This window comes from Streptomyces sp. NPDC027189, from assembly GCF_055566975.1.
Genome location: NZ_JBVHRI010000005.1, coordinates 403,231 through 415,842, shown reverse-complemented (window position 1 = coordinate 415,842; position 12,612 = coordinate 403,231). Strand labels below are relative to the sequence as shown.

Annotated in this window: 8 protein-coding genes and 4 pseudogenes; 6 read left to right on the top strand and 6 right to left on the bottom strand. The window is 69.4% G+C overall.

What is annotated here, in order from left to right:
* Positions 1 to 20 precede the first annotated feature (20 nt).
* The 4 genes and pseudogenes from ACZ4RZ_RS15480 to ACZ4RZ_RS15465 all read right to left on the bottom strand — a co-directional run.
* Positions 21 to 242: pseudogene (locus tag ACZ4RZ_RS15480) on the bottom strand (ATP-binding protein); the annotation flags it as partial.
* Positions 242 to 775 (bottom strand): annotated as a pseudogene (locus ACZ4RZ_RS15475) (IS21 family transposase); the annotation flags it as partial. The pseudogenes ACZ4RZ_RS15480 and ACZ4RZ_RS15475, both read right to left, overlap by 1 nt.
* Before the next feature lie 10 nt (positions 776 to 785).
* A pseudogene (locus tag ACZ4RZ_RS15470) lies at positions 786 to 1,325 on the bottom strand (DnaB-like helicase C-terminal domain-containing protein); the annotation flags it as partial.
* A gap of 218 nt (positions 1,326 to 1,543) precedes the next feature.
* Positions 1,544 to 2,476 (bottom strand): LysR family transcriptional regulator, encoded by a 933-nt coding sequence (locus tag ACZ4RZ_RS15465; RefSeq protein WP_467744883.1) that lies wholly within the window; start codon positions 2,474 to 2,476, stop codon positions 1,544 to 1,546.
* A gap of 201 nt (positions 2,477 to 2,677) precedes the next feature.
* Between ACZ4RZ_RS15465 and ACZ4RZ_RS15460 the strand changes: the two genes are divergently transcribed.
* Genes ACZ4RZ_RS15460 through ACZ4RZ_RS15450 form a run of 3 tightly spaced genes read left to right on the top strand, consistent with a single transcriptional unit; the run spans position 2,678 to position 6,044 of the window.
* Positions 2,678 to 3,919, top strand: a complete 1,242-nt coding sequence (locus ACZ4RZ_RS15460; protein WP_467744881.1) for an acyl-CoA dehydrogenase family protein — start codon at positions 2,678 to 2,680, stop codon at positions 3,917 to 3,919.
* Positions 3,916 to 4,488: a flavin reductase family protein gene (locus tag ACZ4RZ_RS15455; RefSeq protein ID WP_356760786.1), complete on the top strand. Its 573-nt coding sequence runs from the start codon at positions 3,916 to 3,918 to the stop codon at positions 4,486 to 4,488. Before ACZ4RZ_RS15460 ends, ACZ4RZ_RS15455 begins: the two co-directional genes overlap by 4 nt.
* A gap of 26 nt (positions 4,489 to 4,514) precedes the next feature.
* Positions 4,515 to 6,044, top strand: a complete 1,530-nt coding sequence (locus tag ACZ4RZ_RS15450) for an acyl-CoA synthetase (RefSeq protein ID WP_467744879.1) — start codon at positions 4,515 to 4,517, stop codon at positions 6,042 to 6,044.
* A 1,221-nt stretch (positions 6,045 to 7,265) separates the two neighbouring features.
* On the opposite strand, the gene tcuA is transcribed toward ACZ4RZ_RS15450, so the two are convergent.
* A complete protein-coding gene (gene tcuA / locus ACZ4RZ_RS15445) occupies positions 7,266 to 8,738 on the bottom strand; it encodes an FAD-dependent tricarballylate dehydrogenase TcuA (protein WP_467744877.1) in 1,473 nt (490 codons plus the stop codon).
* A 241-nt stretch (positions 8,739 to 8,979) separates the two neighbouring features.
* On the opposite strand from tcuA, the gene ACZ4RZ_RS15440 reads away from it, so the two are divergent.
* From ACZ4RZ_RS15440 to ACZ4RZ_RS15430, 3 genes and pseudogenes are all read left to right on the top strand, one after another.
* Positions 8,980 to 9,885, top strand: a complete 906-nt coding sequence (locus ACZ4RZ_RS15440) for a LysR family transcriptional regulator (RefSeq protein WP_467744875.1) — start codon at positions 8,980 to 8,982, stop codon at positions 9,883 to 9,885.
* Positions 9,886 to 10,372: 487 nt separating this feature from the next.
* Complete coding sequence (locus ACZ4RZ_RS15435) at positions 10,373 to 11,227, top strand: menaquinone biosynthetic enzyme MqnA/MqnD family protein (RefSeq protein ID WP_467745065.1); 855 nt, start codon at positions 10,373 to 10,375, stop codon at positions 11,225 to 11,227.
* Positions 11,228 to 11,338: 111 nt separating this feature from the next.
* Positions 11,339 to 11,667 (top strand): annotated as a pseudogene (locus ACZ4RZ_RS15430) (NF041680 family putative transposase); the annotation flags it as partial.
* Between the two features lie 27 nt (positions 11,668 to 11,694).
* On the opposite strand, the gene ACZ4RZ_RS15425 reads toward ACZ4RZ_RS15430, so the two are convergent.
* Positions 11,695 to 12,609 carry an alpha/beta hydrolase gene (locus ACZ4RZ_RS15425; protein WP_467744874.1) on the bottom strand — a complete coding sequence of 305 codons (915 nt, stop codon included), beginning with the start codon at positions 12,607 to 12,609 and terminating at the stop codon, positions 11,695 to 11,697.
* Positions 12,610 to 12,612 lie beyond the last annotated feature (3 nt).

The following is a 12,612-nucleotide window of genomic DNA, read 5'->3' as shown; positions in this document are numbered from 1 at the left end:
CCTGAACGTCACGAGAAGGCCTGGCGGCGTTCATGCTTCTCGGCGCCATGAACCGTAGCGACCTCCTCGGCCAGCAGGACGCGGACGACCTCGGCAGGGTCCCAGCGTTGTGCCTTGGCGGTGGGGATCAGGTCGGCCAACACCCGCCGCAGGTGCGGGAGTTTGAGCCGCCGGGTCAGCTCGATGGCCTCGGCGAGCGGATCGCCGTTGGTGCCGGGAACGGTGCGAAGTGGGGTGGCCATCAGGCGAGATCGCTTTCGTCGTACTCGTAGACGTCGGAGGCGGGCTGGGTGGGCAGGCCGAAAGAGGCCCAGGCGGAGGTGCTGGGCTGCAGGGAGGGTTCCTCGCTGCGACGGACGGGTTCGGTGTGCTCGCGGGTGGCCTGGTAGTCGACGATGGACAGCAGGCCCTTGTCTGCGAAGCGTCCGGTGACCGCGGCGGTGCCCAGGGCCCGTTCGACCTCGGCCAAGGAGTGGAGCTTGGACAGGGCGGCGGCCTCGGCCATCTTCGCCTTGATGCGGCGGACCCCGCCGGCCGCGGCCTGGACCAGCCAGGCCGCGGCCCCGGGACCGAGCTGGAGGAAGGCAGTCTCTTCTGCCGAAGTGGCTTTCGGGGCACGCTCGTTGTCCTGTTTCTCCCGCGGCGGGTAGCGGGCGTCGTCCAGGACCGGGGTGCTCGGCCGGCCGCGGCGGTGGCGGGCGGCCTCGCGGGCCGAGCCGTCCTCGCCGCCCGCGGTGACGATCAGTTCGTCGCCGTGGAAGCGGGCCCAGACCCGGTTGTGTCGATCAGGGCCGGTGATCGTGCCGGAGTTCCGGTGCCCGGGTGAGCTGTTCCACGATCACCACGGCGGCCTCCAAGCGGGTCGCCTGTTCCTGGAGATCTGTCACGACATCGGCGACCTCCTTCTTCCGGTCCCCCGATGCACACTGCAGCAACGCGCCGTCCATCAGGCCGAGATAGTCGACAACCAGAAAGTCCAGGCGGCCGTGCCGGCCCACCACGGCGGCGCACCGGCGCTCGATCTCGGCGACGGCAGGCGTGGTGCCGTCACCTCCGAAACTCGACAGCGCCTTGCTGTCGGCCTCCGCAGCGACTGCGTGAAGGAGGTCGAGTTCGGAGGGATCCAGCGTCCGGCGGCGGATCTTCTCGGTCGGCACGCCGGTTTCCGCGGCGAGCGTCCCCTCGAGGAGTCCCTCCTTCGACATCTCCAGAGAAGCGACCTGAGCGGGACGGCCCTGGCGGAAGGCACAGTTACGGGCCATGGTCAGGGCGAGCATGGACTTGCCCATCGAGGTACGGGCAGCGACCACGGTCGTCCAGGCCGCCGCCCGCCACCGAGGAGATCATCGAGGGCCATCAAGCCGGTCAGGACCCGGGGCTTGGGCTCGTGCTGCTTCACCGCGGATCCGGTACGGGAGTTGCACGAGCTGGGCGAGCGGCTGGGCATCCCGCGATCGCTCGCCGACCTGGGCCTGACCGTCGCCGACGTGGACGGTGCGGTCGACGTCGCTCTCGGGGCGCCGTACGCGAATCCCCGTCCGGCCTACCGGGAGATCTCGGCGTACGGAACGCCGGTCGCGCGTCGGGCCACCCGGCGTGCGACCTCGGCGAACGCCGGGGCGGCGGGCGAGTGGCCCGTCTTCGGATAGGCGACCGCGGCCACCGCGTGGAGGGGCTCTTTCGGAGCGACGGCCTCCACTCCCGGATGTGGCGGAAACATCCGGGTGCCCGACAGCGGCATCAATCCCACCATGTGCTGGTAGGCGATCTTCGAGGACATGTCCAGGACCGAGCGGGCGTGGGAGCCCACTGTCGGGGCGTCGTGGTCCCCGTGGCGTCCCCCCACCCACCAGTCGTCGCCCGGGTGGGGGGTGACCCAGGGCTGGTCGTAGACCTCGGCCATGTCCACCGCGGCGGCCGAGGCCAGCGGATGCCCCTTCCACAGCGCGAGGGAGACGGGCTCGGTGAAGATCGGTACGCGTGTCAGGCCCGGCATGTCGACGCTCAGACACATCAGCGCCACGTCGCACTCGCCGGCCAGCAGCGGGGCGTGCCCCTGGTGGAAGTCCGCTTCGTGCACCCGGATCGTGACTCTGGGATACCGCTCGCAGAACGCCTCGATGACCGGATGCGTCAGCTCCGCGAGAGCCACCCCGTAGAGCGCGACCCGCACCTCGTCCCGTCGCCTGGCCCTGATGGCGTCTGCGGCGGCGGCGAGCCGGTCAGCGTCGGCCAGCACCTCGCCCGCCCGTTCGAGCAGTTCCGCGCCGTCGGCGGTAAGGGCCACATGCCGTTTGTCGCGGTCGAACAGTTGGACGCCCAGCTCACGCTCGAGGGCGGCGATCGATCGCGTCAGCGCGGGCTGGGTGAGGTGCAGACGCTCGGCGGCGACCCGGTAATTCAAGGTCTCGGCGAGCGCCGAGAAATGGCGCAGGCTCCGGAGTTCCACTCCGCCCTCCAGAAAGGCGAGGTCCACGGCGTTGTGGTCCGCGCCAGGTTACAGCGCGCTTCCCCGCACGTCACCAGGCAGAAATGTGCGGCATTCCCGCCACCCCCTCCGACCTGCTGTGATGCACGGCACTCATCAAGCCCACAGATACCGGCATTGGACCGTCCTTCGCCGCGCTGCCGACACTCCCTTCAGGCCGACCCAGAACAGCAGCGGATGGGGTGCGAATTGTCCGAGACAACCGAGACAGCCGAGAAAATCATCGAGATTCCGCAGCCGGAGCCGGACCTGACACCGGAGGAACTGGTGCGCCGGGCCGCCGGCATGAGGACCTGGCTACGTGATCATCAGGACGAGACCGAACAGCGAACCGGTATCTCCGAGGACACGCACAAGGCGTTCCTGGAGGCGGGCTTCTACCGGTCCCTCCAGCCACGCCGCTTCGGCGGCTACGAGTTCGACCTGCGGACCTACTCCCGGACGGTCACCGAGGTGGCCCGCGGCTGCCCGTCCAGCGGCTGGAACCTGTGTCTGGCCGCCTCCCACAGCCTGGTGGTGGCCGGCCGCTTCCCCGAGAGCACCCAGCGCGAGGTGTTCGGTCCGGACGGTGACTTCCGGGCCCCGCTGCCGATCGCCCCGAGCGCCAGCGCGACGAGGACTCCCGACGGGTACCGGGTCAACGGCCGCTGGGACTACTCCTCCGGAGTCAACGTCTCCACGCACTTCCTGGGTGGCGTGCTCATCATCGACGAAGAGGGCGGCATGCCCACGCCGGGCATGGTGCTCGTGCCCTCCGGCTGGCGGATGCTCGACAACTGGGGGGAGATCCTGGGCTTCCGCGGCAGCGGCTCCAACAGCGTCGTGGCCGAGGACGTCCTCGTACCGTACGAGTACGTGTCCAGGACCCACCTCCTGGCGAACGACGCCACCGACGGGCCGGGGGTGGAACTGCACGGCAACCCGATGTACGCGGGCCGGCTGATGTCGTTCTTCAACATCCAGCTGTGTTCGGTCGTGGCGGGCACCGCCTGGGCCGCGGTCGACGAGTACCGGCGGATCATCACCACCAAGAACAGCCCGATGCCGCCCTTCAAGCCGCGCAGCCACGATCCGGAACACCAGCGCAACCTCGGCCTGGCCACGGCCCTGGCCGACAGCGCGCAGCGGATCATCCTGTCGGTCACCGACGACTACACCGCCTACGCGGCCCGGGGCCTGGCAGGGGGCGAGCCCTTCTCCGAACTGGACGACCGGGCCCTCTCCCTCACGGCCCGGCAGTCCGGCCAACTCGCCTGTCAGGCCGTCGAGATGCTGGCCTCGGCCAGTGGCTCCAGCGCGCTGGCGAACGGCGAGCGCATGCAGCGGTACCTGCGCGACGTCGCCACGTACAAGACGCACATCAACGCCCAGCACGGCTGGTGGGCCACGGGATACGCCCGCTCTCTGCTCGGCGTGGAGAACCCGGCGTGAACCGGTCGACGTCCGCCGCGACGACGCCCGGCGGCGGCCCGGCGGACGACCCCGGCCGGTTCCGGCACGTGCTCGGCCACTACCCGACGGGTGTCACGGTGGTCACCGCGAAGGAACCCGACGGCACCCCGGTCGGCATGGTCATCGGCTCGTTCACCTCGGTGTCCCTCGACCCCCCGCTCGTCGCGTTCTTCCCCGGCCGCTCCTCCACCACCTGGCCAAGGATCATGGCCGGCGGCGCCTTCTGCGTGAACGTGCTGGCCGCCGGCCAGGAGGGCCTCTGCCGGGATGTCAGCGCCAAGGCCCCCGACGTCTTCGACCGCCACCCGTGGCGCGGCGCGCCCTCGGGCAGCCCCGTCCTGGCGGGCGTCGCCGCCTGGATCGACTGCGACATCGCCGACGTGTGGACCCTCGGCGACCACTACTTCGTCCTCGGCCGCGTACGGGAACTCGGGGTGGAGAAGACCGGCGTCTCGCCGCTGGTCTTCTCCCGGGGGCGGCTCGCCCCGTTGCCGCCCCGCCGGGACCACGACGACTCGGCCGACTACACATGGCCCGACTGGCTCTGAGAGATCTGAGAGAAGAGAGACGCACCATGCGCAATCAAGGGCTCGGCTCGTGGCCCGCGCGGCGCGCCCGCATGGCACCGGAGGCCACCGCCGTCGTGCACGACGGTGGATCCCTGTCCTACGGAGAGCTGGCCGCCCGCGTGACGCGGCTCGCTCACGCCCTGCGTGCCCTGGGGGTCGGCCACGGCGACCGGGTGGCCTACCTGGGCGCGAACCATCCGGCCCTGGCGGAGACCCTGTTCGCCGCGAACGCGCTGGGCGCCGTCTTCGTACCGCTCAACACCCGCCTCGCGGCACCTGAGTTGGCCTTCATCCTGGGGGACGCGGGGGCGGCGGTACTGCTGTACGGCGCCGAACTCACCGATGTCGTGGACGCGTTGAGGGACGACGCGGAGGTGAAGCACTACGTCGAGGTGGGGAGCGCGTACGAGGAGCTACTGGCGAACGCACCCGACGACCCCCTGGACGAGACGGTCGGCCTCGACGAGGTGTGCATGATCCAGTACACCTCCGGCACCAGCGGCCGTCCCAAGGGCGTCATGCTGACTCACGCCAACATCGCCTGGAACTGCTTCAACATGCTGCTGGACGGGGACATCGCCTCCGACGACGTCGCTCTGGTGGTAGCACCGATGTTCCACACCGCCGCCCTCAACACCGTCTTCCTGCCGGGCTTCCTCAAAGGGGGGACGTCGGTGCTGATGCGCGGCTTCGACCCGGACCGGGTGCTCGACGTCATCGCCGAGCACCGGGTGACGAGGATGTTCGGCGTGCCCGCGATGTACCAGGCCATGGCCCGGTCGTCGCGGTGGGCGACGGCCGACCTGTCGTCGGTCCGGATCCTGATGTGCGCGGCGGCACCCGTCCCCAAGGCCCTCATCCACACGTACCAGGACCGTGGCCTGCCCTTCCTCCAGGCATACGGCCTGACCGAGACCGCCCCCGCCGCACTGGGCCTGCGCGCACGGGACAGCATCCGCAAGGCCGGCTCGGCCGGCACGCCCTGCTTCTTCACCGACGTACGCGTGGTGGGGCCCGACCTCACCGATGTCGCACCGGGCGAGGTCGGCGAGGTGATCATCCAGGGCCTCAACGTGATGAAGGGCTACTGGCAGTGGCCCGAAGCGACCAAGGACGCCTTCGTGGAAGGAAGTTGGTTCCGCTCCGGAGACGCGGCCACCGTCGACGAGGAGGGGTACGTCACGATCGTCGACCGGATCAAGGACATGTACATCTCCGGTGGGGAGAACGTCTATCCCGCAGAGGTCGAGCAACTCCTCTACCAGCATCCCGCGGTCGCCGAATGCGCGGTGATCGGCGTACCCGACGAACGATGGGGCGAGGTCGGCAGAGCGCTGGTCGTGCCCCGCGCGGGCGCCGAGGTGTCGCCCGACGACATCATGGACTCCCTGTCCGGCCGACTCGCCAAGTACAAGCTCCCCAAATCGGTCGTCCTCGTCGACACCCTGCCCCGCAACGCCACCGGCAAGATCCTCAAGGCCCGCCTGCGCAGCCAGTACGGCTCAATGCCGGCCCGAGGCGCCGAGGAGGCATGAGGCCCGGGGACCCGAAAACGCCGGGTGGCGGCTGATCCACTTCGACCTCACGGTCACGAAAGGGGTGCGGAGGCCGTTCGCCGACGCGCTTCCTGCCGCCGCGGGAATCTGGACAGTGCAAGCCCCAGCACGGGCGCTCTCGTCTTTCCCAGCACGAATCCAGCACGGTTTGAGATGAGCAGGGGTCTGCTACCCGATGGAGCGTCGCTACTCGATGGCCGACCACCACCGCGCCGGCCTTGTCGTCGACGTGCTGAAAGCGAGCTGTGCGAGCGCTGGTTCACCCGGATGCTCGCACCGGACCACGTCGTTCACTGCTTCGTCGGCAGCCTCGCCAAACGACCCAGGACGTTCATGCTGCTCAGTCTCTTCTATCCTGCGGCGCGACATCGTCGAGAACCACCAGGAGGAGCTGTTCTACCTGTAAATGGGCCGCACAGGACGCCTCATCCGAACGAAGGTACTCTCGTGACACCCGGAATTCCTGCGAAAGCGACGGGCATTGTGTCCGGGGCAGCACGCCCAGGGAACCACGGGAGCACCGTATGCGCAGGGGCCTCAACGAGCGGCAGCAGGCCGTGCTCGATCGGAGTCTTCTTGGGACGGTGCGAGTTCGGCGATGACTTGCCGGGTGGCCTCCAGGTCCGTGAGCTGTACGAACTCCTCGGCATGCCCATCGACGAGGCATCGGTCAACGTCACCCGCGCTCGCCTCGGACGCCTCCTTCGTCAAGGCTTCCCCACCGAGCCCGGACGAGGCCCTACCAGAATCGGACTTAACGTCCACTCGGAACATGCGTCATTCGTGCGTCAAGAAATCGCCATGGCCCGGCGACGCCGGCGCGCGGACCGCTGCCGAAGCTCCGGAAACCGCAGCTCAGGCATGCCCTCCACGTCCACCCGTTGCAACTCCCGAAGTAGGTCGTCGAACCGAGGGACAATTCCCCAAACCGCAGGTCAGGGGCCTTGGCGGTCGACTCATGGATCGCCACGCACTCCGGGTGACGCGTCATCGGGAAAGTATGCAGTCTGACCCACCCGGGAAACATGCAGCTCAGAGGCGCTTTCAAGGACGAATCCAGGCCCCTCGGAAGGCTTCGTGCGTCATCACCACAGCCGTGCGTCAGCAACCGCTGGGGCGCGCGGGCCGAATTCATCGACGAAGCAGGCGGTCACGGCATCTACCACACACCGTGTGATTCAACCCGTTGCGGCGTCGCCGTCAACGCCTGGCGGCGGCTGCTGAGCGCCCGGCGCGCCTGCCGAGCACCGAACCGGCGGTGAGGCCGGAGCCACCAGGGTAGTTGAACCAGAAGAGCCCGCCGACGAGTTCGCCGGCCGCGTACAGCCCAGGGACGGGGCGGCCGCTCAGGTCCAGCACGCGCGCGTCGGCGTCGATCCGCAGCCCGCCGAAGGTGAAGGTGATGCCGCAGGTCACCGGGAAGGCGACGTACGGAGGAGTGGTCAGCGGCTGGGCCCAGTTGGACTTGGGAGGGGTGATGCCCTCGGTCCGGCAGCCGTCCTTGACCGTCGGGTCGAAGCGACCGGAGACAACGGCGGCGTTGAACCGCTCAACCGTCTCCGCCAGCCGGCCCTCGTCTATGCCGAGTTCCTTGGCCAGGCCCTCCACGGTGTCGGACTCCACCCTGGTGATGCCCGCAGAGGCGTACTCCTCGGGGCGCAGCAGCGGCGCGGACGTCGCGTCGAAGAGCTGGTAGGCGACGCCTGCCGGTTGCTTGAGGATCTCGGCACCGTACTTGGCGTAGGTGTAGTTGCGGAAGTCCGCTCCCTCGTCGACGAACCGGCGGCCCTCGGCGTTGACTACGATGCCGAACGGGTAGCCGCCGCGAGTGAGTTGGTTGGTCAGCTCCCGGTCGCCGGTCGCTCGGGCTTGGCTGTCCCAGGCCACCGCGTGGCAGCCGCTCCAGTGGCCGTAGGGTTGCGCGCCGGCCGCCAGGGCCATGCGGATGCCCTCGCCGGTGTTGTACGGGGTTCCGCGCACCAGGGCCAGGTCCCAGCCCGCGCCCAGGTAGCCGGCCCGCATCTGCAGGTTGGCCTCGAAGCCGCCGCTGGTGAGTACCACGCCGTCGGCCTCGATGCGCTGCCCGTCGGCGAGCATCACGCCGCCAACGGAGCCGTCGGCTGCGGTGGCCAGGCCGGTGACGGGGCTGTCGAAGCGGACTTCGATGCCGCTGCGATCGGCGGCGGCAAGGTGCTGGTCGATCATTCCTTTGCCCCCGCCGACCACGCCGACGGCCAGTCCGCCCCAGAACCGGTAGCGCCCGTCCACCTCGTAAGCCTGCCGGTGGAACATGAGCTCGAATCGCAGGCCGAGGCTGCGCAGCCAGGTCATCGTCTCGCGGGATTCACCGACCAGGATCCGGGCGAGTTCGGGGTCGGTCCTTCCCTGGGTTACCTGGGTCAGGTCGGCGAGAAAGTCGTCCTCGGTGTAGGGGGCGAGGTCAACGCGTCCTGCACGGTCCCCGGGAAGTGGCTCGACCAGCGAGGTGAGGTCGGTGAGCCCGCCGTGGCTGGTGCGCATCGCCCCGGCAGTGAAGTAGGAGTTGCCTCCGGCCCACTGGCGGGGGGCCTTCTCCAGCAGCAGCACCCGTGCTCCCTGCTGTCGGGCGGACTGAGCCGCGCTGAAGCCGGCGTTCCCGCCGCCGACCACGACGACGTCCCACTGCTCGGTCATGTGTACTCCCATGGGTTCGGACAGCAGATGCCCGGATCGGAGATCCTTTCGGGGCTGGGGCGTACGGATCAGGGACTGTGTGCGTACGCGACCGCAGCTTGAATCTCTTTCACCAGGGCCCGGCAGGCGGGTTGACGGCTGCGCGGCCCGCCCGCCGGGCAGTACGACGATGCGCCAGCAGCGCCATCAGTACAATCGAAAGAAATTGAAGCTGCTTTCACAAATGCTTAAGGCGGTCGCGATGAGCCTCGATGTACGCCGCATGCTGGTGCTGGCCGAGGTGGCTCGCCGGGGCTCCATCACGGCGGCCTCGATCGCCCTGAGCTATACGCCCTCGGCGGTGTCCCAGCAGATCAGCAGGCTGGAAGCGGAGGCCGGGCAGCCGCTGATCGCGCGGCACCCCCGGGGCGTCACGCTCACCGAGGCCGGCCGCACTCTGGCCGAGCATGCCGCACGGATCGATCGCCAGTTGCGAGCCGCACGCCGATCCCTCGATGACATCGCGGGCCTGCACAGCGGGACCTTGCACATCGGTACCTTCCCCACCATCGCCGCATCCCTGCTGCCCCGCGTCGTGCGCGCCTTTCGCACCCGGTACCCGCAGGTTGAGCTGGCCGTGCACAGCGACCGCAACGCCGGCCTGATGGACCTCCTCGAGAGCCGGGAGATCGAGCTTTCCTTGATGTGGGACTACCCGTGGCGGCGCCTGGACGAGACCAACCTCGATGTCACCCATCTGCTGGACGACCACACCTGCCTGGTCGTCGCCACCAGCCACCCGCTCACCGCCCGGCACTCCGCCGGTTTTGAGGAGCTGGCCGAGGAGAACTGGATCGTCCGGGGCGATCACCCGGTCGCCGAGCTGCTCACCCGTAGCTGCCGTGCCGCCGGCTTCGAGCCGAAGATCGCCTACCGGGCACACGACTACCAGGAAGCCCAGGCCATGGCGGCGGTCGGCCTGGGCATCACGCTCGCCCCCAGGTTCGCCCTGGCCAGCCTGCGGGACGACGTCACCACCATCGACCTGGGCCCCTCGGCCCCCGTTCGCCGCATCCTGCTCACCCGGCTGCGCGACAATCCACCGACACCGTCAGCCAAGGCCATCGCAGAACTGTTCATCGAGACCGCCGGGACCCTGCGTTCCTAGACACGCGTTCCGCGGCGTGACGGCCGGCGACCGCCGCCGTCCCGCGGGGCATGCCCAGGACCCGTGGCTGCCGAGCTGCTCGGGCCGATTGCCGCACACAGTCAGAGTCGGATGAAGGAGGCCCGGGACTGTTCGAACGGCAGGTTCGTCATGCCTGCGCCCACCCGGGCACGTGGTGCCTTCTCATAGAGCGGCAGACGATCCTCTGTTCGTGGTGGCGGTCACGTGGGCGTCGGACGGATGCCTTCGCTCAACCCGGTGTGTACGCCGCAGCGAAGAGCGGCGTCGGCCAGCGTTCTTGTGACCGCCACCACGAACGAAGAAGTCGACGGTTGTGATCGCGCTGACGGCGGGCGTCGCCCTGCCCGCGGCGCTGCTGGCCCTCGCGGCGCTGCGGTCCTCGGCCACACACCGGTCCAGCACGTGCGGGGCACTAGCAGCCGGGGTGCAGGAAGACGGCCGCCGGGCGTTCGGAGCGGGACTTAAGATGATCTGCATGACGTCCTCCAGCCAGATCCGTCAACCGACGAGGCGACCGCGGGTCGGGCGCAGTGCATTCCTGACATGCACGCCCCTGTACTGGGGCTTGGCGCGGAGCACCGCCCTGTTGGACATCGACCTTGTCCAGGACACACCCGACCGGCTGACGGGACGGTTGCTCTCCGGCGACCTGGACGTCAGCTCGATCTCATTGGTCGAGTATCTGCGGCACAGCGATGACCTCGTGATGCTGCCCGACATCGCCGTCGGAAGTGACGGGCCGATCCAGTCCTGCGCGATCGTCACGAAAGTGCCGCTGAGCGCGCTGGATTGCCGCACGGTCGCACTCGCCACGACCAGTCCCACCTCCGCACAGATGTCCCGGCTGCTGTTGGAGCAGCACTACGGGGTCACTCCGAGGTATGTGACGCGGCCGCCTGATCTTGAGGTCATGCTGGATTCTGCCGATGCCGCTGTTGTGACCGGGGACGCCGCCCTGGCGGCGACGATGAACCGGCCCGTCTCTCCCGGTGTTCGGGCCTACGACCTGGGTGAGCTGTGGAGACGCTGGTCAGGGCTGCCTTTCGTACTGGCCGTGTGGGCGGTACGGAAGGAGACAGCGGCGCGGCAGCCGGACATCGTCGGCATGGTGCACCGCAGTCTGCTGGCCGCGCGCGGCCTCGCGCGGAGTGAGTCCCGCGAGCTTGCCGACCGGGCGGCCGTCTGGGAGCCCTTCACCGCCCCGATGCTGCAGGACTTCTTCACCCGGGCCCTCGCCTTCTCCCTCGGGAAGCGGGAACGGCTGGGGCTCAGCGAATTCGCGCGCCGTTCGGGATATGTCACGGCTGCTCTCCCCTCCTAGCTCAGCCTGAGCCTCGGAAAGCATTCCAAGGGCAGGAGCATCACCTCGGCCCTGCCGCGGCACGGGACGCCGAGGCAGGGCGTCAACTGCTGGAGCGGGTGGTCCCCGGCCCGGTGGACCTGGCTGGTGATCGCCGCCTATGCCCAGCTCCGGCTCGCCCGACCGCTGGCCACCGACCTCCGCAGGCCCTGGGAGAAGCCCACCGAGCCGAACAGACTGACACCCGCCCGCGTCCGCAGAGGGTTCAGGAACCTGCACGCGAGGACCGGGTCTCCGGCCGGTGCACCGAAACCTTCCCGGCCGGGGCCAGGCAGGCCGCCGGGCTCGAAGAACCGTCGCGGGCCACCCGGCATGACGTGGGCGGAGTCCTCGCCACCGGCGAGGCGTTCAGTCGTCCCGCTCACCACAAAGTCGGCACGAAACCGCGTCGAACTGGATAAATGACAAGCTGAGGGTGCGCCGCACCGTCACCGAGCGGCTGGAGCCCCGAGAGTCCGCTTGAGGAAGGCGATCTGGTCGGGAACCACCTGGTCGAAGCCCTCTCCGACGTAGGGGTCCCAATGGCCGCCGCGGTAGGCGAGCAGCTCGCCGTGCGGAGCCGCGGCCGCGAGAGCGGCACCGGGGCCCGGCGGCGTGAGGTCGTCGTGGTCCATCACCTGGACCAGCAGGGGGCAGGTGAGCCGGGGGGCGGCCGCGACGGCGCGGAAGAAGGGCAGCGACAGGATCACGCGCGCGCTGACCTCGTTGTCGTAGGGCACTTCGGCCGGAAGGAGGCGCAGCATTCCCTCGTAGGCGTCCGCAGTGGCCAGCACGGCGCCATGCTCACCGCGGCGCCCCACGGCCTTCACGGTGTACGGCTCACGGCCGAGGCGAGCCCCGAGGGCGTCCCAGACGCCCGCCACGCCCAGGCCCAGCACATGGGTCGCCGACCTCTTCACCATGCGCACCAGCGCGGCCCGGCCGTCGGCGAGGGGCGCCTGCGACACCACTGCGGCGATGCTCGGGTCCTCCGCGGCGACCAGCACCACGGTGCCGCCGGACATGGAGCTGCCCCACACGGCGACACGCCTGGAGTCGACCTCAGGACGGGACCTCGCCGCGGAGACGGCGGCGTGATAGTCGGCGACCAGCCGCTTGATCTCGAGCAGGTTGCGCGGACGCCCGCTGGATTCGCCGAAGGACCGGTAGTCGAAGACCAGGGCGCCGAGCCCCTCGGCGGCGAACCGCTCGGCGTAGGCTGCGAGCCGCATCTCCTTGATGCCGCCGAAACCGTGCGCCAGGACGACGCAGGGGGCGGGTCCGTCGACGCCTTCGGGGGCGTACCACCAGGCGTCCAGTTCGTCTCCGTCGATCGGGATCCGTATGGGCAGACGTTCACCCATGGG

What these genes read in the sequence shown, in the direction of transcription:
- ACZ4RZ_RS15425 (WP_467744874.1), bottom strand. Translation starts at nt 12,609, where the DNA reads ATGGGTGAACGTCTGCCCATACGGATCCCGATCGACGGAGACGAACTG.
- ACZ4RZ_RS15440 (WP_467744875.1), top strand. Translation starts at nt 8,980, where the DNA reads ATGAGCCTCGATGTACGCCGCATGCTGGTGCTGGCCGAGGTGGCTCGC.
- tcuA (WP_467744877.1), bottom strand. Translation starts at nt 8,738, where the DNA reads ATGACCGAGCAGTGGGACGTCGTCGTGGTCGGCGGCGGGAACGCCGGC.
- ACZ4RZ_RS15450 (WP_467744879.1), top strand. Translation starts at nt 4,515, where the DNA reads ATGCGCAATCAAGGGCTCGGCTCGTGGCCCGCGCGGCGCGCCCGCATG.
- ACZ4RZ_RS15435 (WP_467745065.1), top strand. Translation starts at nt 10,373, where the DNA reads ATGATCTGCATGACGTCCTCCAGCCAGATCCGTCAACCGACGAGGCGA.